The 19,082-nt window shown below is 74.3% G+C and carries 14 protein-coding genes; 6 read left to right on the top strand and 8 right to left on the bottom strand.

Annotation, left to right across the window (positions count from 1 at the left end):
• Positions 1-26 precede the first annotated feature (26 nt).
• The 5 genes from ACFVQZ_RS10645 to ACFVQZ_RS10625 are packed head-to-tail and all read left to right on the top strand — an operon-like array spanning position 27 to position 5,782.
• Positions 27-1,886 (top strand): ABC transporter substrate-binding protein, encoded by a 1,860-nt coding sequence (locus ACFVQZ_RS10645; RefSeq protein ID WP_383621070.1) that lies wholly within the window; start codon positions 27-29, stop codon positions 1,884-1,886.
• A gap of 2 nt (positions 1,887-1,888) precedes the next feature.
• A complete protein-coding gene (locus ACFVQZ_RS10640; RefSeq protein WP_030496565.1) occupies positions 1,889-2,950 on the top strand; it encodes an ABC transporter permease in 1,062 nt (353 codons plus the stop codon).
• Complete coding sequence (locus tag ACFVQZ_RS10635) at positions 2,947-3,831, top strand: ABC transporter permease (protein ID WP_383621036.1); 885 nt, start codon at positions 2,947-2,949, stop codon at positions 3,829-3,831. Before ACFVQZ_RS10640 ends, ACFVQZ_RS10635 begins: the two co-directional genes overlap by 4 nt.
• Positions 3,828-4,796, top strand: a complete 969-nt coding sequence (locus ACFVQZ_RS10630) for an ABC transporter ATP-binding protein (RefSeq protein ID WP_030496567.1) — start codon at positions 3,828-3,830, stop codon at positions 4,794-4,796. The genes ACFVQZ_RS10635 and ACFVQZ_RS10630 overlap by 4 nt, the downstream gene beginning before the upstream one ends.
• The gene (locus ACFVQZ_RS10625; protein ID WP_030496568.1) at positions 4,793-5,782 is read left to right on the top strand and encodes an ABC transporter ATP-binding protein; all 990 of its coding nucleotides are present in this window, start codon (positions 4,793-4,795) and stop codon (positions 5,780-5,782) included. Before ACFVQZ_RS10630 ends, ACFVQZ_RS10625 begins: the two co-directional genes overlap by 4 nt.
• Positions 5,783-5,849: 67 nt before the next feature.
• Here ACFVQZ_RS10625 and ACFVQZ_RS10620 read toward each other — a convergent pair whose 3' ends face one another.
• Together ACFVQZ_RS10620 and ACFVQZ_RS10615 are read right to left on the bottom strand one after the other, a co-directional pair.
• Positions 5,850-6,773, bottom strand: coding sequence for a hypothetical protein (locus tag ACFVQZ_RS10620; RefSeq protein WP_030496569.1), 924 nt, complete (start codon positions 6,771-6,773; stop codon positions 5,850-5,852).
• Positions 6,774-6,839: 66 nt separating this feature from the next.
• The gene (locus tag ACFVQZ_RS10615) at positions 6,840-7,970 is read right to left on the bottom strand and encodes a type III polyketide synthase (RefSeq protein WP_383621034.1); all 1,131 of its coding nucleotides are present in this window, start codon (positions 7,968-7,970) and stop codon (positions 6,840-6,842) included.
• Between the two features lie 180 nt (positions 7,971-8,150).
• Here ACFVQZ_RS10615 and ACFVQZ_RS10610 point away from each other — a divergent pair, with 180 nt between their 5' ends.
• Entirely contained in the window at positions 8,151-9,461 is a 1,311-nt protein-coding gene (locus tag ACFVQZ_RS10610) for a cytochrome P450 (RefSeq protein WP_383621032.1), read from the top strand.
• Between the two features lie 18 nt (positions 9,462-9,479).
• On the opposite strand, the gene ACFVQZ_RS10605 is transcribed toward ACFVQZ_RS10610, so the two are convergent.
• The 6 genes from ACFVQZ_RS10605 to infB form a co-directional block, all read right to left on the bottom strand.
• On the bottom strand, positions 9,480-10,439 hold the full coding sequence (locus tag ACFVQZ_RS10605) for a bifunctional riboflavin kinase/FAD synthetase (RefSeq protein ID WP_081959410.1): 960 nt from the start codon (positions 10,437-10,439) through the stop codon (positions 9,480-9,482).
• Between the two features lie 50 nt (positions 10,440-10,489).
• Positions 10,490-13,936, bottom strand: coding sequence for a trypsin-like peptidase domain-containing protein (locus ACFVQZ_RS10600; RefSeq protein ID WP_383621030.1), 3,447 nt, complete (start codon positions 13,934-13,936; stop codon positions 10,490-10,492).
• 199 nt (positions 13,937-14,135) lie between these two features.
• Entirely contained in the window at positions 14,136-15,035 is a 900-nt protein-coding gene (gene truB, locus ACFVQZ_RS10595; protein ID WP_030496573.1) for a tRNA pseudouridine(55) synthase TruB, read from the bottom strand.
• Positions 15,032-15,472 carry a 30S ribosome-binding factor RbfA gene (gene rbfA, locus ACFVQZ_RS10590; protein ID WP_030496574.1) on the bottom strand — a complete coding sequence of 147 codons (441 nt, stop codon included), beginning with the start codon at positions 15,470-15,472 and terminating at the stop codon, positions 15,032-15,034. The genes truB and rbfA overlap by 4 nt, the downstream gene beginning before the upstream one ends.
• Before the next feature lie 29 nt (positions 15,473-15,501).
• Positions 15,502-15,795, bottom strand: coding sequence for a DUF503 domain-containing protein (locus ACFVQZ_RS10585; RefSeq protein WP_030496575.1), 294 nt, complete (start codon positions 15,793-15,795; stop codon positions 15,502-15,504).
• A 138-nt stretch (positions 15,796-15,933) separates the two neighbouring features.
• Positions 15,934-18,987, bottom strand: coding sequence for a translation initiation factor IF-2 (gene infB / locus ACFVQZ_RS10580; protein ID WP_030496576.1), 3,054 nt, complete (start codon positions 18,985-18,987; stop codon positions 15,934-15,936).
• Positions 18,988-19,082: the final 95 nt, after the last annotated feature.

Below are 19,082 nucleotides of genomic sequence, written 5' to 3'. Positions count from 1 at the left end.
ACCGACGCGAGGTCACGTCCATGGTCATGGTCACGAAGGTTCCACCCCGTCCGCTCCCCCGCCGGCCGCACCGGCCCCGCAGGGCCGCCCGTCTGCTGCTCGCCGCCGGTCTCACGACCGCCTCGCTCGCGGCCCTCCCCGCCACCACCGCCGTCGCGGAGGACGAGAAGTCCGGCGGGACGACGCTCACTGTCGCCGTCTCGCAGAGCATCGACTCGCTGAGCCCGTTCCTCGCCCAGAAGCTCACCTCGACCAGCATCCACCGGCTGGCGTACGAGTACCTCACCAACTACGACCCGAAGGACGCGAGGACCGTCCCGGGCTTCGCCACCGAGTGGTCCTCCTCGGCGGACAAGCTGACGTGGACGTACACGATCCGCGACAATTCCACCTGGTCCGACGGCAAGCCGGCCACCGCCGAGGACGCGGCCTGGACCTTCAACAAGATGATGACCGACCCGAACGCGGCCACCGCCAACGGCAGCTTCACGGCCAACTTCGAGAAGGTCACCGCGCCCGACCCGCGCACCCTGGTCATCAAGCTGAAGAAGCCGCAGGCGACGATGACCGCGCTGGACGTGCCGATCGCGCCCAAGCACGTGTGGGAGAAGGTCGGCGACTTCTCGAAGTTCAACAACGACCAGCAGTTCCCGATCGTCGGCAACGGCCCCTTCGTCATCACCGACTTCAAGGTCGACCAGTACATCAAGCTGAAGCCGAACAAGACGTTCTGGCGGGGCGCGCCCAAGTTCGACGAGCTGGTCTTCAAGTACTACAAGGACGGGGACGCGGCCGTCGCCGCCCTGCAGAAGGGCGAGGTGTCCTTCGTCCCCAATCTGACGCCCGCTCAGGCGGCGGCGCTGAAGACGCAGAAGAACATCAAGGTCAACGACGCCCCCGGCCGCCGCTTCTACGCGCTCGCCACCAACCCGGGCGCCCGCGCCAAGGACGGGAAGACCTTCGGCAACGGCCACCCGGCGCTCCTCGACCCGGCCGTCCGCAAGGCGCTCTTCCTCGCCGTGGACCGCTCCGCCCTCGTGGACAAGGTCTTCCAGGGGCACGCCGTCGAGGGCGAGGGGTACATCCCGCCCCGCTTCGGCACGTACTTCTGGAAGCCCGAGGGCTCCCAGAAGCGCGGCTACGACCCGGCCGCCGCCGCGAAGACCCTCGACGACGCCGGGTACCGGAAGAACGCCGAGGGCAAGCGGCTCGGCAAGGACGGCAAGCCGCTGAACTTCCGGATCCTCTGCCACGCCACCGACCCCAACGACAAGGCGGTCGGCAAGTACCTCCAGGAGTGGTGGGGCGCGCTCGGCATCGGGCTGACCGTCGAGTGCCTGGACAGCGTGTCCGACCCGTGGGTCAAGGGCGACTACGACCTCGCCTTCGACGGCTGGTCGGTCAACCCGGACCCGGACTACGTCCTGTCCATCCACACCTGCGGCACCCTCCCGGCCACCCCGAAGGACACCGGCGCCACCGACAACTTCATCTGCGACAAGGAGTTCGACGCGCTCTACGCGCAGCAGGCGGTGGAGTACGACACCGCCAAGCGGGCGGACCTGGTCAAGCGGATGCAGTCCCGGCTGTACGACACGGGGTACATGAACATCATGGCCTACCCCAACGCCCTGGAGGCGTACCGCACCGACCAGATCGCGTCCATCACCACCATGCCCGAGGCCGCCGGGAACCTGTGGGGGCAGGACGGCTACTGGAGCTGGTGGTCCGCCGTCCCCGCCGCCTCCGCGTCCGGGTCGGGCGACGGCTCCGGCTCGTCCTCGGCCGGGGTCTGGATCGGGGTCGGCGCGGCCGCGGTCGTCGTCGCCGGCGGACTGCTCCTGCTCCGGACGCGCCGGCGCGCCACCGCCGACGACCGCGAGTAGCGATGACGACGGCAAGCACCCCCGCCGGCGTGGCGCGGGCCGACGAGGCCCGCGCCACGGACGGCGCACCCCGCACCGGCGTCGCCTCCGGCTATCTCCGCCACGCGGCGGGGAAGCTGGGCGGCGCACTCGTCTCCCTCTTCGCCGTGCTGGTCACCAGCTTCTTCCTGTTCCGGATCATCCCCGGCGACCCGGTGAAGGCGATGACCCACGGCATCCCCACCTCCGCCGAACAACTGGCCACGCTGCGCCGCCAGTTCGGCCTCGACCTGCCGCTGTGGCAGCAGTTCACCGACTACTGCGCCAAGGCGCTCACCGGCGACCTCGGCACCTCCTTCCAGTTCCGCGCCCCGGTCGGCGAGCTGATCGCGGCGAAGCTGCCCGCGACGCTGCTGCTCACCGGGGTCGCCGTCGTCCTCTACTCGGCGCTCGGGCTGTGGCTCGGCACCCGCTCGGCGTGGCGGCACGGCGGCCTCGGCGACCGGGTGAACACCGGGATCGCGCTCACCCTGTGGTCGGTGCCGTCGTTCTGGCTCGGGCTGCTGCTCATCATCGTCTTCTCGGTGGGCATGGGGCCGGTCCCGGGGCTCTTCCCGACCGGCGGCATGGAGTCCGGGACCGGCGAGACCGGTGTCGCGTACGTCCTCGACGTCGCCCACCACCTCGTGCTGCCGGTGGTGACGCTGGTCGCGGTCGGCTACGCGCAGACGCTGCTCGTGATGCGGTCCTCGCTCCTCGACGAGATGGGCGGCGACTACCTGACGACCGCCCGCGCCAAGGGGCTCCGGGACGACGACGTCCGCCGCCGGCACGCGGTGCCGAACGCGCTGCTGCCGACCGTCACCATGATCTTCATCAACCTGGGCCACGTGGCGGCCGGTTCGATCCTGGTGGAGACCGTCTTCTCCTGGCCGGGGCTCGGCGGGCTGTTCTACCAGGCGCTCAGCGTGCCCGATCTCCCGCTCGTCCAGGGCCTGTTCGTCGTCTTCGCCGGAGCGATGATCCTGATGAACCTCCTCGCCGACCTGCTCTATCCGCTGCTCGACCCCCGGGTGGGCCGATGACCTCTCTCGCATGGGAGCGCCGCAAGGGCTCCGCGGCGCGCTTCTGGAGGTCGTACCGGACCCACCGGGCGGGCCTGTACGGGCTCGCCGGGCTCGCGCTGATCGCGCTGCTCGCGCTCACCGCGCCGCTCACGGTCGGCGCCGACGTGCAGTCGGTGACGAACGCGCCCGGCACGGCCCTGGAGTCGCCGAGCGCGCGGTTCCCGCTCGGCACCGACCAGTTCGGGCGCCCGCTGCTCGGGCTGCTGATCTGGGGCGCCCGGATCTCGCTGCTCGTGGGGCTGCTCGCGGCCGTCCTGTCGGTCGCCATCGGCACCCTCGTCGGGGTCCTCGCGGGCCACTACGGCGGCTGGCTGTCCACGGTCGTCATGCGGATCACCGACTGGTTCCTGGTGATGCCGGCGCTGGTCCTGGCGATCGTGCTCGCGACCGTGATGTCCCGGTCGATGTGGACGGTGGTGCTCGCCATCGGCGTCACGTCCTGGCCGACCACCGCGCGGCTCGTCCGGGCGCAGACGATCGCCGTCGAGTCCCGTCCGTACATCGAGCGGGCCACCGCGCTCGGCGGCGGGCACGGGCACGTCATGATCCGGCACGTGCTGCCGAACGTGATGCCGCTGGTCCTCGCCCAGACCACGCTCGGCATCTCCACCGCGATCCTCACCGAGGCCACGCTCGCCTTCCTCGGTCTCGGCGACCCGACGGTCGTCTCCTGGGGCGGCATGCTCCAGGACGCGCGCGAGGCCGGCGCGGTGTCCTCCGGGCACTGGTGGTACCTGGCCCCGCCGGGGATCGCGATCGCGCTGGTCGCGCTCGCCTTCACGCTCTGCGGCCGGGCCGTCGAATCCGTGCTCAATCCGAGGCTGGGGGTGGGGCGTTGAGCCTCCTGGAGATCAGGGACCTGCGGGTCGTGTACGGCTCCGGGGCGGCGGCCGTGCCCGCCGTGCGCGGGGTGGACCTCACCCTGGAGGCCGGGTCGAAGCTGGGCGTGGCCGGCGAGTCCGGGTGCGGCAAGTCGACGCTGGCGCTCGCGCTGCTGCGGCTGCTGCCCGCGTCCGCCCGGCTCGACGGGCGGATCCTCCTCGACGGGGAGGACGTCCTCACCATGACGTGGGGGCGGCTGCGGGCGGTCCGCTGGGCGGGCGCCTCGATCGTCTTCCAGGGCGCGATGCACTCGCTGAACGCGGTCCGCCGGATCGGCGACCAGATCGCCGAACCGCTGCTCGTGCACCGGCGGGCCACCCCCGCCGAGGCCCGCAAGCGGGTCGGCGCCCTCCTCGAACAGGTCGGCCTCCCGGCCTCCCGGGCCGCCGGCTATCCGCACGAGCTCTCCGGCGGCCAGCGCCAGCGCGTGATGATCGCGATGGCGCTCGCCTGCGAACCCCGGCTGATCGTCGCCGACGAGCCGACGACCGCGCTCGACGTGATGATCCAGGCGCAGATCCTGCGCCTGATCGAGCGGCTGGTCGCCGAGGAGTCCCTCGGCCTGATGATGATCAGCCACGACCTGGCGGTGCTCGCCGACACCTGCGACCGGCTCGCCGTCATGTACGCGGGCCGGATCGTCGAGGAGGGCCCGGCCCGCGAGGTGTACCAGGGCGCCGCCCACCCCTACGGGCGGGCGCTGTCGTCGGCGTTCCCCCGGATCGGGGACCCGGCCTCGCGGCGGGCGCCGCGCGGCCTGCCGGGCGACCCGCCCGACCCGGCGGCGCTGCCGGACGGCTGCGCCTTCCACCCGCGCTGCCCGGTGGCGGTCGCGGCCTGCGCCGAGGACGACCAGGAACTGCGGGTGGCGGGCGCCGGGCGCCGCGCCGCCTGCCTGCACGTGGGGAGTGACCGCGGATGACCTTGCTCACCGCCAGCGGGGTGCACGTCTCCTTCCCCGGCCGCCGGGGCGCCCCGCCCGCCCGGGCGGTCGACGGGGTGGACCTGGAGATCGGCGCGGGCGAGATCGTCGCGCTCGTCGGCGAGTCCGGCTGCGGCAAGACGACCCTGGCGCGGACGCTCCTCGGCCTGGTGAAGCCGCGGGCCGGCACGGTCTCCTTCGCGGGCCGGCCCCTCGCGTACTCCGGCAAGGCGCTCAAGGCGTACCGGCGGCGCGCCCAGCTCGTCCTCCAGGACCCGAGCGGCTCCCTGAACCCCCGGCACACCGTGTACGACGCGGTCGCGGAGGGCCTGCGGATCCACGGCGTCCACCGGAGCGCGGCGGACGAGCGGGCGGCGGTCGCCGAAGCCCTCGCCCGCGCCGGGCTGCGCCCGCCCGAGCGGTTCTTCCTGCGCTACCCGCACGAGCTGTCCGGCGGCCAGCGGCAGCGCGTGGTGATCGCGGGCGCGCTGGTCCTGGAGCCCGAACTCATCGTCGCGGACGAGCCGGTGGCGTCCCTGGACGCGTCGGTACGCGGCGAGATCCTGGCGCTGCTGCTCCGGCTGCGCGACGAACTCGGGCTCGCGGCGCTGGTGGTGACCCACGACCTGGGGCTCGCGTGGAACATCGCGGACCGGGTGGCCGTCATGTACCTGGGCCGGGTGGTCGAGACGGGTCCGGTCGAGTCGGTGCTGACGGCGCCCCGGCACCCGTACACCCGGGCGCTGTTGTCGGTGCTGCCGGAGTCCGGGGCGCAGCCGGTGGTGCTGAGCGGCGAGCCGCCGGACCCTGCCCGGATCCCGGGCGGCTGCCGCTTCCACGCCCGCTGCCAGGTCCTCGCCTCGGGCGAGGCGTCCGCCGTGGCCGACCACTGCCGTACGCGCCCCCTGCCGGTGCTCCGCGCGTCCGGCACCGAGCAGGCGGTGGCCTGCCACTGGGCCGCCCCGGCCGGCGGGGCCGGTTCCTAGCAGGGAACCGCCCGGCGACCCTGGGGGCGGCGGGTCGCCGGGCGGTGGTCCGGGGGGCGGGCCGGGGTCAGCCGGCCGGCTGCGGCGCGGGCTTCGCGCCCGTGGGCGCCGCGGGCTTGGCGCCGTTCGGGGCCGCGGGCTTGGCGCCCGTCGGGGGTGCCGCCGTCGTCTTCGGCATCACCTCGCACGCGCTGATCGAGGTCCGCGTGGACACCGACTTCACCGTGCAGGTGTCCCTCCCGACGCCCGCGTCGACCATCCCCCAGTGCGGGCCGACGGTGAGGACCGCGCCGCCGGGGCCGCTGATGGTGTCGTCGCCGGGACCCGCCTGGATGAGGCCGCCGGACTCCGGGCCGAGGCCGGCGGCCTCGATGGTGTCGGCCTCGCTGCCGCCGAGCACCCGGCCGGAGAAGTCGACGACCCCGACCTTGATGGTGTCGGCGCCGTCGTTGCCGGTGACGATCCCGCCGCCCCGGTTGAACTTGCCGGGCGCGCCGCTCACCGACCCGGTGGTGATCTTGTCGTCGCCGTCGTCGCCGTGCACGACGGCGCCGTGCTCGGCGCCCTCGCCGACGACCGTCGCCACCTTGATGACGTCGTTGCCGCGGTTGCCGCGGACCATGCTGGAGGCGTTCTGCGGCACCAGGTGCTTGGCGCGGATGACGTCGTCGCCGTCGCCGCCCATCACGGCCGAGTCGATGACCAGGCCGCGCACCTCGATCATGTCGTTGCCGCCCCCGCCCCAGACGGTGACGTTCTCCAGGTCGCTGTCGCAGAAGATGTGGTCGTCTCCGGAGGAACCGTTGACCTGGTCGCCCGGCGGGGCGGAGACCCCGTTGACCCAGCACTGGTGCATCGGCACCCGGACCGCACCGGGGGCCGCGGCCTGGGCGGGTGCCCCGGCGAGCGAGACGGCGGTCGCTCCGGCGAGCAGCGCGGCGAGCGCGACGGGGCCGCGCGGCCGGCGGCGGGAGGGCGGTGTGGGGGACATACGACTCTCCTTGGCGGGTGGGTGCTGCGGGGTGACGGACGGGACGGGACGGGGGCGGCGGGCCGGTCAGGCCCGGCTGCGGGCGTGCTGGAAGCGCGGCGAGTAGCCGACGATCCGGCGCGCGCCGAGCTGGGGTTCGGCCGGGTGGGGGGAGGTGGTCCAGCGGCCCAGGGCCATCTCGGCGGTGATGCCGGGGCCGAAGCCGGCCAGGATGCCGCGCGCGCCCTCCTGCTGCCCGCCCTCGTCGAAGAGCCGCCGGACCGCGTCGAGGACGACGGCGCTGGCGATGTTGCCGTACTCCGTGAGGGTCGCCCGGCTGAACCGGAAGGCGTCCGACGGTACTTCGAGGAAGAGGCTGAGGTCGTCGAGGATCCGCGGACCGCCCGCGTGGATGATGTAGAAGTCGAGGTTGCCGGCGTCCCAGCCGTGCGCCCCGGCGATGTCGCGGAGCGCGGGGGCGAGCGGTTCCATCGTGGTGGGGACCCGCTTGTCGAGCAGGAAGTGGAAGCCGGTGGCGCGCACGCTGTAGGCGATCCAGTCCTCGGTGTCGGGCACCAGGTGCGAGTTGTTGCGCTCCAGGACGATGCCGCTGCCGCCCCGCCCGCGCACCACGGCGGCGGCGACGGCGTCGCCGAAGAGGCCGTTGGAGAGCAGCGAGCCGACGCCGAGGTCGGTCGGCTGGTAGCAGAGCGAGCAGAACTCGCAGGCCACGATGAGGACGTTGGCGTCCGGGTAGGCGGTGCAGAAGTCGTGCGCGCGGTTGATCGCCGCGCCGCCGGCGGCGCAGCCGAGCTGGGCGATGGGCAGCTGCCGGGTGTGGCTGGGGAAGCCCATGGTGTTGATCATCCAGGCGGTGAGCGAGGGCATCATGAAGCCCGTGCACGACACGTAGACGATCATGTCGATGTCGGCCGGGCGCAGTCCGGCGTGGCCGAGGGCCTCCTCGACGACGGCGGGCACCCGGGCCTTCGCCTCGGCCTCGTACAGCTCGTTGCGTTCCTGGAAGCCGGGGTGGGCCAAGGTCTTCTCGATGGGCTGGACGATGTGCCGCTTGGCGACTCCGGTGTTGCCGATCAGCCGCAGCGCCAGCGGGAGTTGGGGATGATCCGCGTGGCGGGCGCGGGCGAGGTCGAGCGTCTCCTCCATCGTGATCACGTGCTCCGGCACGGCCACCGCGGGTTTGCACAAGGTCACCACGTGCCTCGCTCCTTCTTCTTCTCGATCGGCGAACTGCGGCCCACACTCACCCGGTGGTCCGCACCCCGCAACCGCGGGCGTCGCCGGTTGGTCACGGCGTGTAACGGGAATGTGAGCCGTACGAGGGGCTGTACGGCCTTCGGCGTGTCGCGTCGGCCCGCCGCCGGGAAGAGCCTCCGCATGACCTCCGAACCGCTGACGTCCGATCCGCGGCCGTCCGGGGCCCCGCCGGCCGGAGCTCCGGCCGCCGCCCCCGCCGCGTCCCCCATAGCGGCCCCCGCCGGCTGCCCCGCCACCACCCGTCCGGCCCGCACCTGGTCCGTGGCCGACCTGCCCGGTCTCGACTTCGACCCGCTCCTGGCCGAACTGCTCGCGAAGGAGCCGGTGTCCCGGATCCGGCTGCCGTTCGCCGCCGAGAACGAGGCATGGCTGGTCACCCGGTACGCCGACGTCCGGGCGGTCACCTCGGACCCCCGGTTCAGCCGGACGGCCCTGCTCGACCGGCAGGTGACCACGATGACCGGCCACATGGTGGCGTCGAAGGCGGCGCTGAACTACGCCGATCCGCCGTACCACACCCGGCTGCGCAAGGCGGTGGCCAGGACGTTCACCGGCCGCGGCACCCAGCGGCTGCGTCCGCTCGCGCAGGCGTCCTGCGACCGGCTCCTCGACGCGATGGAGGCGGCGGGCCGGCCCGCCGACCTCATGCGGCACCTGCACGGGCCGCTGCCGATGGCGGTGGTCTGCGATCTCCTCGGCATCCCCGAGGAGGACCGGGCGGAGCTGGCGTCGTGGCCGGACCTCATCCTCTCCTCGGGCCCCGGCCCGGAGGGCAGCCGCGCCGCGAAGGCGCAGATCCACGGCTACGTCACCCGGCTGCTGGAGCAGCGGCGGGCGGAGCCCCGGGAGGACCTGGCCGGGGAGCTGGCCGAGTCGCTGGCGGCGGGGCGGATCAGCGCCGACGAGGCGGTCTCGCTCGCCATGGCGATCCTGATCAGCGGCGCCCACGCGGTCCGCAACAACAGCGCCAACATGGTGTACGTGCTGCTCACCCGCCCGGACCTGCTGGCCCGGCTGCGCGCGGAGCCGGAGCTGCTGCCGCAGGCGGTGGACGAGCTGCTGCGGTGGATCCCGCACCGCAACGGCGTGGGACTCCCCCGGATCGCGACGGAGGACGTCGAGATCGGCGGGGTCGTGATCCGCGCGGGCGAGGCGGTGTACGCGTCCTACCTGGCGGCCAACCGGGACCCGGAGGTCTTCGACGACCCCGACGCCCTCGACTTCGACCGCACCGGCACCGGGCACCTGTCCTTCGGGCACGGGCCGCACCACTGCATGGGCGCGATGCTGACCCGGATGGAGTCCGAGGTGATGCTCGCGACGCTGCTGGCCCGCTACCCGGAGCTGCGGCTCGCGGGCCGCCCGGAGGACGTGCCCTTCCAGTCCCAGGGCCTGATCCGCGGCCCGAAGGAGCTGTACGTCACCTGGTGACGTGCCCCGGCGGGGTCGTCACTCCCCGGCGGCGTCGTACGCGGCGGTCAGCGCGCGGCACTTCTCCACGTCGGCGGCCATGGCCGTCAGCAGGTCGTCGAGGGTGTCGAACTTGAGCATGCCGCGCACGTAGGCGAGGAAGTCGACGCTGACGTGGAGCCCGTACAGGTCCAGGCCCTCGCGGTCGATCGCGTACGCCTCCACCGTCCGCTCGGTGCCGTCGAACTGCGGGTTGGTGCCGACGGAGATCGCGGCGGGCATCCGCTCGCCGTCCGCCGTCAGCCAGCCGGCGTAGACGCCGTCGGCGGGGATCGCGGTGTGCGGCAGGGTCTCCACGTTGGCCGTGGGGAAGCCCAGTTCGCGTCCGCGCTGCGCGCCGCGCACCACGATGCCCTCGACGCGGTGCGGGCGGCCGAGGATCTCGGCGGCGCCGGTCACGTCGCCCTCGGCGACCAGGCGGCGGGTGAGGGTGGAGGAGAAGGGCTGCCCGCCGCCGGCGGCGCCGCTGACGTACAGGTCGATCACCTCGACCTCGTAGTCGTAGGTGGCGCCCAGCTCGGTCAGGAACTCCACGTTGCCCGCGGCCCGGTGGCCGAAGCGGAAGTTGGGGCCCTCGATGACGGCCCGGGCGTGCAGCTTGTCGACGAGCACCTTGACGATGAAGTCGGCCGGCGACAGCTGCGAGAACTCGGCGGTGAACGGCAGCACGAGCACCGCGTCCACGCCGAGTTCGGCCATCAGTTCGGCGCGCCGGTGGTGCGGGGCGAGCAGCGGCGGGTGGCTGCCGGGGCGCACCACCTCGGAGGGGTGCGGGTCGAAGGTCACCACGACGGCGGGGACGCCCAGCTCGCGGGCGCGCTCGACGGCCCGCCCGATGATCAGCTGGTGTCCGCGGTGCACACCGTCGTAGGAGCCGATGGTGACGACGCTGCGCCCCCAGTCCTGGGGGATGTCCTCCAAGCCACGCCAGCGCTGCACTGTGACCGCTCCTCGTCCGCCTGTTCGCCCTGTGCGCCCATTACGCAGGTCTAAGACTGCCATGCCCGGGGCCGTCGGTCCGCATCGGCATGGGCACTGCCGGGTGCGCGCGGCGCGGGCACGGTCTCCGCGAGCAGGGCGGCGAAGGCCGGGTGGTCGGCGGCGAGCGCGGCGAGCAGCCGGTCGCGGTGGGCGGCGCCGCCCGGGTCGCGGGCGTAGAGGGCGGCGGTACGGGCGAGCAGGGCGCGGCTGCGGGGGCGCGAGCGGCGGGCGGCGCCCTCGGCGGCGGCGGTCAGCAGCGCGTCCGCGACGGTCCGGTCGCCCGGCTCGGCGGCGTACGTCTCGTGGTCGAGGAGGACGTCGAGGAGTTCGGCCCGCAGGTGGCGGGAGGCGCCGGTGCCGGGGGCGGCGAGGACGGGCGCGAGGGCGGCGCGGACGGCGGCGGGCCGGCCGTGGATCAGGCCGACGACCAGCGGGAAGAGGACGGCCCGCGCGGTCGGTCCTTCCTCGAACCGCAGGTCGGCGTAGGCGGCGGCGTGGACGGCGCCCTCGGGCCTGCGGGCCACGTAGGCGCGGACGAGGAGGGCGATGCGACGGGTGAGGGCGGGGGTGTCGACGGCGGCGAGCGCGCGCAGGACGGCGCCCGGGTCGCGGTCCTCGTCCAGCCGGTCGCGGAGGGCGTCGAGGACGGGTCCGGGGTGGTCGGCGAGCGCGCTGACGAGCGCGTCGGCGGGTACCCGGGGGTCGGCGAGGGCGCGGGCGAGGCAGCCGCTCCGCGCGGCCGGGTCGCGGACGAGGATGCCGAGGGCGGCGCCGTGCAGGGCCCGGTCGCCGGGGCGGGCGAGCAGCGCGCCGGCCGCGTACCGCAGCAGTTCGCGGTCCTGGCCGTGCGGGCGGCGCGCGGCGAGCAGACTGCCGTACGCGGCGGCGGCCGTGCGCCGTTCCGGGCGGAGGTCGTCGTGGGCCCAGCGGTCGACGGCCCGGCAGAGCGCGGCCGGTTCGTCGTCGGCGAGGGCGGCGAGCAGGCCCTCGGCGAGCGGGTGGGCGGTGCCGGCCAGCGCCTCGCACAGGTCGTCGACGGCGTGGCCGCGGTGGGTGTGGAGGAGTTCCTGGGCGGTGGCGGCGACGGTGGTGTACGGGCGGGCGGGCAGCGGGCGGCGGTCGGTGAACCAGCGGCAGAGCAGCGGCTGGATCTCGCGGGGGCGGGTGGTGAGCAGCTCGGCGACGGCGTCGAGGAAGGGGGTGGGGCCGGGGGGCGGCGGGTCGGCGGTGACGAGGCGGCGCAGCAGGTCGAGGCGTTCGTCGGCGCCGACGGCCGCCGTCCGCCACCAGCCGGCGTCGAAGGCGTCGAAGACCCCGGGCCGGCCGGCGCGCTCCCCCGCACTGTCGGCGAGCCGGCGCAGCACGGGCAGGTAGGGGCGGGCGTCGCCGGTTCCGGCGAGGGTCCGGGCGAGCAGGGTGCTCGCCCACCAGACGGCGTCCTCCGGCGTGTCGGGGCCGGTGCCGGCGAGGAAGTCGACGAGGCCGGTGAGCCGGGGCGCGAGGGCGGCGGGGCCGTCCTGGCGGTGGGCGAGCAGCAGGGCGTGGACGACGGTCCCGATCCGGTGCCGGGGCACGGAGGGCGGCGCGGTCCCGGCCGGTGCCTCCGTCTCCTCGGCGCGTCGCCGGCGTCTCCGGGCGCGGTCCGGGCCGGCGGCGTCGCCGGACGGCTCGGGGGCTGGTGGGGGCTCCGGGTCGGGGTCGGCGGGGCGGCGGGTGTGGACGAGGGCGTCGAGGGCCGTGTCGAGGTCGAGGTGGGCGGCCTGGAGCCAGTCGGCGACCTCCTCGTGGGCGAAGCGGTAGCCGGCGCCGGCCGGGACCAGCAGGCCCTCGGTGAGGACGGCGGGCGCCCAGCCGTCCCGCCACGGGAACAGCTCCTCGAAGGAGGTCCGGTCGAGCAGGCCGTGACCGGGGCCGAGGCAGCGCCGGGCGGCCTCGTGGACCTGGCCGGTGACCCGGGCGGCGAGCCGGCGGACGGCGGGGCCGCCGGGCCGGGTGCCGGCGGAGGCGGCGATCCGGACCGCGATCCGCAGGCACACCAGGTCCAGGTGGGCGGTGAAGATCTCGGTGCGGTCCGGCCGGCCGGGGACCTCGCCGGGGAGCGCGGCCCGCACCTCGGCGAGCAGCCGCAGGGCCAGCGGGTGCCGGGCGTCGGCCGGGTCGAGGTCGTCGTCCCCGAGCCCGTACCCCTCGCGTACGGCCCTGGCCTCGGCCTCCGTGAGGTCGCCGAGCGGCAGGACGGCGGGGGCGGCGCTCCACAGGGCGGCGGCCCGCTCGGCGTACTCGGGGCGGCAGGCGAGGACGAGCCGGGTGCCGTGGGCGCGCAGCCAGCCCTCGGTGGCCCCGGTCCAGGCGGCGAGCCGGTGGCCGAGGAGCGGGGGCATCTCCTCGGGGGCGTCGAGGACGACGAGGAGGGGGCGTCCGGCGGCGCGGGCGAGGGCGGCGGCCCGTTCCGGGGTGACGGGGTCGCTGCCGGTGCCGGAGGCGGCGGCGATCCGGGCGGCCTGCTGGAGCAGCCGCGCGACGGCGTCGGCGACGGAGCCGTCGGTCTCCCGCAGGTCGGCGCCCCGCAGCCGTACGGTCGGCCGGGAGGCGGCGGGGGCGGTGCGCTCCTCGCAGAGGGCGTCGAGCAGGGTGGTGCGCCCGCTGCCGGGGGCGCCGACGACGGCGAGGACGGGGACGGCGGCGGCGTCGTCCGGGCCGGGGTCCGGTGCGGCGAAGCGGGTGAGGGCGGCGAGGGCGTCCGGGCGGGCGACGGGAGCGGGCCAGGGGGACGGTTCGCGGGGCGGGACGGCCGTGGGGGCGGTGAGTTCGAGGACGGCGGCGAGGTTGAGGTCGGGGCCGTAGGCGGGGACGGTGGCGGCGTTGCGGCGCAGCAGCTCGGCCAGCGGGCCGTCCGGGCGGAGCGGGACGGCGTGTCCGGCGGCGCGCGGGTCGCCCTGGAGGGCGGTGCCGACGACGCCGAGGACGGTGCCGGTGGCGCTGTCGAGGACGGGGCCGCCGGCGGCGGGCCCGCCGAGCCGCAGCGCCTCGGCGCCCTCGGTGCCGATGGCGAGTTCGAGGGCGTCGGCGAGGACGTGGAAGCGGTCGGTGGCGGTGTACGTGACGGCGGCGGGGCCGAGGACGCGGGCCTCGCGCCAGCCGTGGGCGGCGATCCGGACGTAGGTGCCGGGTTCGACGGCCGGCCGGGTGGCGAGCGGCAGCGGGGGCACGCCCAGGCCCTCGGTGCGGATCAGCGCGAGCCCGTGCTCGGGGAGGGCCGTGACGGCGTCGTGCTCGGCGAGCCAGGTCCGCTCGCCGGGGGCGTGCAGGACGACGCGGGTGAGCCCGTCGACGGCCTCGTGGCTGGTGACGAGGGTGCCCTCGTGGTCGGCGAGGAATCCGGTGCCGCGCGGCCGGCCCGCCAGATCGCAGATGCGCACCAGTCCCACCGGCTCCGCCAGGTCCCCGCGTCCCATGGTGGGGAGGGTAGGCCGGGGGCGCGCGCCACCCGACCTGGATCGGCGAACGCGCCCCCTCGCGCGCCCGGGGTTCACTCCGAGCGCTTCCCCGATGGGGTGAAGAAACGCGGAAGGACGGGCGCGCCGCGCGCACCCGCCCTCCCGCTTTGCTCGGAGTTGTTCCGCGTTGTTCGGAGTTGCTCCGGCCGCCGGCCGGTCAGCCGAAGACGGCCAGGCTCTTCGCCTTGCCGCGCTGGTCCTCGACCAGCGCGAGCAGCCGCCCGTCCGGCCCGAAGACGGCGACGGGGCCCTTCGGGTACTCCGGCATCTCCAGCCGCACCCCGTTGAGCAGCAGCCGGGCCCGCTTCTCGTCGACGTCCCAGCGCGGGAACGCCGCCGCCGCGGCCTCGGCGACCGGCATCACGGCCAGCTCCTCCTGGAGCTGGTCCAGGGTGCGGGCGCTGTCCAGCTTGTACGGGCCGACCCGGGTGCGCCGCAGCGCGGTGAGGTGTCCGCCGACGCCGAGTCCGGCGCCGAGGTCCCGGGCCAGCGCCCGGATGTACGTGCCGGAGGAGCAGACCACGGAGACGACGAGGTCGACGACCGGGGTGCCGTCCTCGGCGGTCTCCTCGCGCACGTCGTACACCCGGAAGGAGGAGACGGTGACCGGCCGGGCCGGGATCTCGAACTCCTCGCCGCCGCGCACGCGCGCGTAGGACCGCTTGCCGTCGATCTTGATCGCGGAGACCTTCGACGGCACCTGCATGATGGCGCCGGTCAGCTCCGCGACGCCCTCGTCGATCTGCTCGCGGGTGACCTTCGACGCGTCCACCGACGCCGTGATCTCGCCCTCGGCGTCGTCGGTGATCGTGGTCTGGCCCAGGCGGATGGTGCCCAGGTACTCCTTCTCGGTCAGCGCGAGGTGGCCGAGGAGCTTGGTGGCCCGCTCCACGCCGAGGACGAGGACGCCCGTCGCCATGGGGTCGAGCGTGCCGGCGTGGCCGACGCGGCGGGTCTTCGCGATCCCGCGCATCTTGGCCACGACGTCGTGCGAGGTGAAGCCCGACGGCTTGTCGACGATGACAAGGCCGTCGGGCGTCCTGGTCGTGGTGCTCATTCGGCGGCTTCGTCCTCGCCCGGCTTCTTGTACGGGTCGGCTTCGCCCGCGAAGGTGGCGCCGGACGACGCCTCCCGCACCTGGGCGTCGGAGGCACGGGCCTTGTCGAGGAGGTCCTCGATGGTCCGCGCGTTCTCCGGGAGGGCGTCGGCCACGAAGGCCAGCGTCGGGGTGAACTTGGTCCCCGCCGCCTTGCCCACGGCCGAACGGAGGATGCCCTTGGCGCTCTCCAGGCCGGCCGCGGCGCTCGCCCGGTCCTCGTCGTCGCCGTAGACCGTGTAGAAGACCGTGGCCTCCCGCAGGTCACCGGTGACGCGGGTGTCCGTGATGGTCACGTGCGTACCCAGGCGCGGGTCCTTGATGCCGCGCTGCAGCTTCTCGGCGACCACCTCCCGGATGAGGTCCGCCAGCTTCTTCGCCCGCGCGTTGTCGGCCACTGGTCCGTCTCCTTCTTTGCCTTGCTCGTTCAGTCTTCATCAGTGTGGAGCCTCCGGCGCACCGAGAGCAGCTCCACCTCCGGCCGCGCGGCGACCAGCCGCTCGCAGCGGTCGAGGACGCCGTTCAGGTGTCCCAGGTCACCCGACACCATGGCGACGCCGATCTCGGCCCGCCGGTGGAGGTTCTGGCCACTCACCTCCGCGACGCTCACCGAGAACTTCCGCTGGAGCTCGGCGATGATCGGCTTCACGAGGGAGCGTTTCTCCTTGAGCGAATGGACGTCGCCGAGGAGCAGGTCGAAGGACAGAGTCCCCACATACATGTGTGTCCGGATGTCCCGCCGGTTCGGGGTCAGTGGCCCCGCCAACCGCTGGACGGGGACACCGAAACCGTACACGGAACGGCCGGGGCCGATCGACGGAATAACCTCCGCCGACCGGCCCCGGCACTTCACCGCGTGTTACGCGCGCGGCTTCTCGCGCATCTCGTACGTCGCGATGACGTCGTCGACCTTGATGTCGTTGAAGTTTCCGAGGTTGATACCACCCTCGAAGCCCTCGCGGATCTCGGTGACGTCGTCCTTGAAGCGACGCAGACCCTCGATGTTGAGGTTCTCGGCGATGACCTTGCCGTCGCGGATGAGGCGCGCCTTGGTGTTGCGCTTGACCTCGCCGGAGCGGATGAGGACACCGGCGATGTTGCCGAGCTTGGAGGAGCGGAAGACCTCGCGGATCTCCGCGGTGCCGAGCTCGACCTCCTCGAACTCCGGCTTGAGCATGCCCTTGAGGGCCGCCTCGATCTCCTCGATCGCCTGGTAGATGACCGAGTAGTACCGGACGTCCACGCCCTCGCGCTCGGCCATCTGCTGCGCACGCCCGGCGGCGCGCACGTTGAAGCCGATCACGATGGCGTCGGAGCCCATCGCCAGGTCGATGTCGGACTCGGTGACGGCACCCACGCCGCGGTGCAGGACGCGGATGTCGACCTCCTCGCCGACGTCCAGCTGGAGCAGGGAGGACTCGAGGGCCTCGACGGAACCAGAGGCGTCACCCTTGATGATCAGGTTCAGCTGCTGGATCTCGCCGGCCTTGAGCACCTTGTCCAGGTCCTCGAGCGACACGCGGCGGACGCGCTTGGCGAAGGCCGCGTTCCGCTCGCGGGCGGCACGCTTCTCGGCGATCTGGCGGGCGGTGCGGTCCTCGTCGACGACGAGGAAGTTGTCACCGGCACCCGGGACGTTGGTGAGACCCAGGACGAGGACGGGGGTCGACGGGGTCGCCTCCTCCACGTTGTTGCCCTTGTCGTCGAGCATGGCCCGGACGCGGCCGTACGCGTCGCCGGCGACGATGGTGTCGCCGATGCGCAGCGTTCCGCGCTGGACCAGGACCGTCGAGACGGCACCGCGACCGCGGTCGAGGTGCGACTCGATGGCGATGCCCTGCGCGTCCTGGTCCGGGTTGGCCCGGAGGTCCAGGGCGGCGTCGGCGGTCAGGACGACCGCCTCGAGCAGCTTGTCGATGTTCAGGCCCTGCTTGGCGGAGATGTCGACGAACATCGTGTCGCCGCCGTACTCCTCCGCGACCAGGCCGAACTCGGTCAGCTGACCGCGGACCTTGACCGGGTCCGCGCCCTCGACGTCGATCTTGTTGACCGCGACGACGATCGGGACCTCGGCGGCCTTGGCGTGGTTGAGCGCCTCGATCGTCTGGGGCATCACACCGTCGTTGGCCGCCACCACGAGGATCGCGATGTCGGTCGACTTCGCACCACGGGCACGCATGGCGGTGAACGCCTCGTGACCCGGGGTGTCGATGAAGGTGATCTTGCGCTCTTCGTCGTTGACCTCGGTGGCCACCTGGTAGGCACCGATGTGCTGGGTGATGCCGCCGGCCTCGCCCGCGACCACGTTGGTCTTGCGGATGGCGTCGAGGAGGCGGGTCTTTCCGTGGTCGACGTGACCCATGACGGTCACGACCGGCGGACGGGCGACCAGGGCCTCTTCGCCGCCCTCGTTCTCACCGAACTCGAGGTCGAAGGACTCCAGCAGCTCACGGTCCTCCTCCTCGGGGGAGACGATCTGAACCGTGTAGTTCATCTCGTCGCCGAGGAGCTGCAGCGTCTCGTCGGAGACGGACTGCGTGGCCGTGACCATCTCGCCGAGGTTCATCATGACCGCGACGAGCGACGCCGGGTTGGCGCCGATCTTCTCCGCGAAGTCGGTGAGGGACGCACCGCGCGACAGGCGAATGGTGTCGCCGTTGCCGCGAGGCAGCATCACGCCGCCCACGGACGGGGCCTGCATGGCCTCGTACTCCTGGCGCCTCTGCCGCTTCGACTTGCGACCGCGGCGCGCGGGACCGCCGGGACGACCGAAGGCGCCCTGCGTGCCACCACGGCCACCCGGGCCGCCGGGACGGCCGCCGAAGCCGCCGGGACGACCGCCGAAGCCGCCGCCGCCACCCGGACCGCCGGGACGACCGCCGCCGCCACCGGGACCGCCGGGACGGCCGGCGAAGCCGCCGCCACCGCCGCCGGGACCGGCCGGACGACCGGTGAAGCCGGGACGACCGCCGCCGGCACCGCCGGGACGACCGCCGGGGCCACCGGGACCACGGCCGCCGGGGCCGGGACGCGGGCCGGCAGCGGGACGCTGCGGCATCATGCCCGGGTTCGGACGGTTGCCGCCGGGCGCGCCACCGGGACGCGGGGCCTGCGGACGGGGCATGCCGCCCGGGGTCGGACGCGGAGCGCCGCCCTGGGGACGGGGAGCACCGCCGGGACCGCCCTGCGGACGCGGGGCGCCCGGAACGGCACCGGGGCCGCCGGGACGCGGAGCGCCGCCGCCGGGACGGGGCGCCTGCGGGCGCGCCATGCCGGTGGAGCCGCCGGAGGTGAAGGGGTTGTTGCCCGGACGCGGGCCGGCCGGACGCGGGGCGCCCGGACGCGGGGCCTGCTGGCCGGGACGGGGCGCCTGCTGGCCCGGGCGCGGCGCGCCCTGGCCCGGACGGGCGCCGGTCGGACGCGGGCCGGAGGGGGCACCGCCGGGACGCTGGCCGCCCGCGGCCGGGGCCGCCGGAGGCGCGGTGAACTCCGGGTTGGTCGGAGCCGGGGCGGCGGGGGCCGGCTTGGGGGCCGGGGCCGCGGGCTTCGGACCCGGGGTCGGACGCGGACCGGGGGCCGGCGTCGCGGGCTTCTCGGCCGCCGCGGGCTTGGGCGCCGGGGTGGGCGCGCCAGGCTTGGGGGCGGCGGGACGGGCGGCCTGCGCCGGAGAGGGCGCCGGGGCCGCCGGCTTGGGGGCGGGCGCCGCCTTGCGGGGCGCGCCGGGCTTGGCAGCGGTCTTGCCGGCGGAACCGCCGGGACCCTGCAAAGCGTCAGTCAACTTGCGCACGACCGGCGCCTCGATCGTCGAGGACGCCGAACGGACGAATTCACCGAGTTCCTGGAGCTTGGCCATGACGACCTTGCTCTCCACACCGAACTCCTTGGCGAGTTCGTATACCCGGACCTTAGCCACATCGCTCCTTTATAGGTCCGGTTACCGCCGGACCGTCGCTACTTCATGGGCGTACTCATCGCGTACTCATCGAGTGCTCATCGCAATCTCGACCT

The organism is Streptomyces sp. NPDC057854 (assembly GCF_042797055.1).
In the GTDB taxonomy this organism is placed as follows: domain Bacteria; phylum Actinomycetota; class Actinomycetes; order Streptomycetales; family Streptomycetaceae; genus Streptomyces.
This window is presented reverse-complemented; position numbering and strand designations above follow the sequence as displayed.

Bases quoted from the DNA above. Each gene is read 5' to 3' on its own strand.
- ACFVQZ_RS10625 (WP_030496568.1), top strand. From the start codon at position 4,793: ATGACCTTGCTCACCGCCAGCGGGGTGCACGTCTCCTTCCCCGGCCGC.
- ACFVQZ_RS10610 (WP_383621032.1), top strand. From the start codon at position 8,151: ATGACCTCCGAACCGCTGACGTCCGATCCGCGGCCGTCCGGGGCCCCG.
- ACFVQZ_RS10620 (WP_030496569.1), bottom strand. From the start codon at position 6,773: ATGTCCCCCACACCGCCCTCCCGCCGCCGGCCGCGCGGCCCCGTCGCG.
- ACFVQZ_RS10600 (WP_383621030.1), bottom strand. From the start codon at position 13,936: ATGGGACGCGGGGACCTGGCGGAGCCGGTGGGACTGGTGCGCATCTGC.
- ACFVQZ_RS10635 (WP_383621036.1), top strand. From the start codon at position 2,947: ATGACCTCTCTCGCATGGGAGCGCCGCAAGGGCTCCGCGGCGCGCTTC.
- truB (WP_030496573.1), bottom strand. From the start codon at position 15,035: ATGAGCACCACGACCAGGACGCCCGACGGCCTTGTCATCGTCGACAAG.
- ACFVQZ_RS10645 (WP_383621070.1), top strand. From the start codon at position 27: ATGGTCACGAAGGTTCCACCCCGTCCGCTCCCCCGCCGGCCGCACCGG.
- ACFVQZ_RS10585 (WP_030496575.1), bottom strand. From the start codon at position 15,795: ATGTATGTGGGGACTCTGTCCTTCGACCTGCTCCTCGGCGACGTCCAT.
- ACFVQZ_RS10640 (WP_030496565.1), top strand. From the start codon at position 1,889: ATGACGACGGCAAGCACCCCCGCCGGCGTGGCGCGGGCCGACGAGGCC.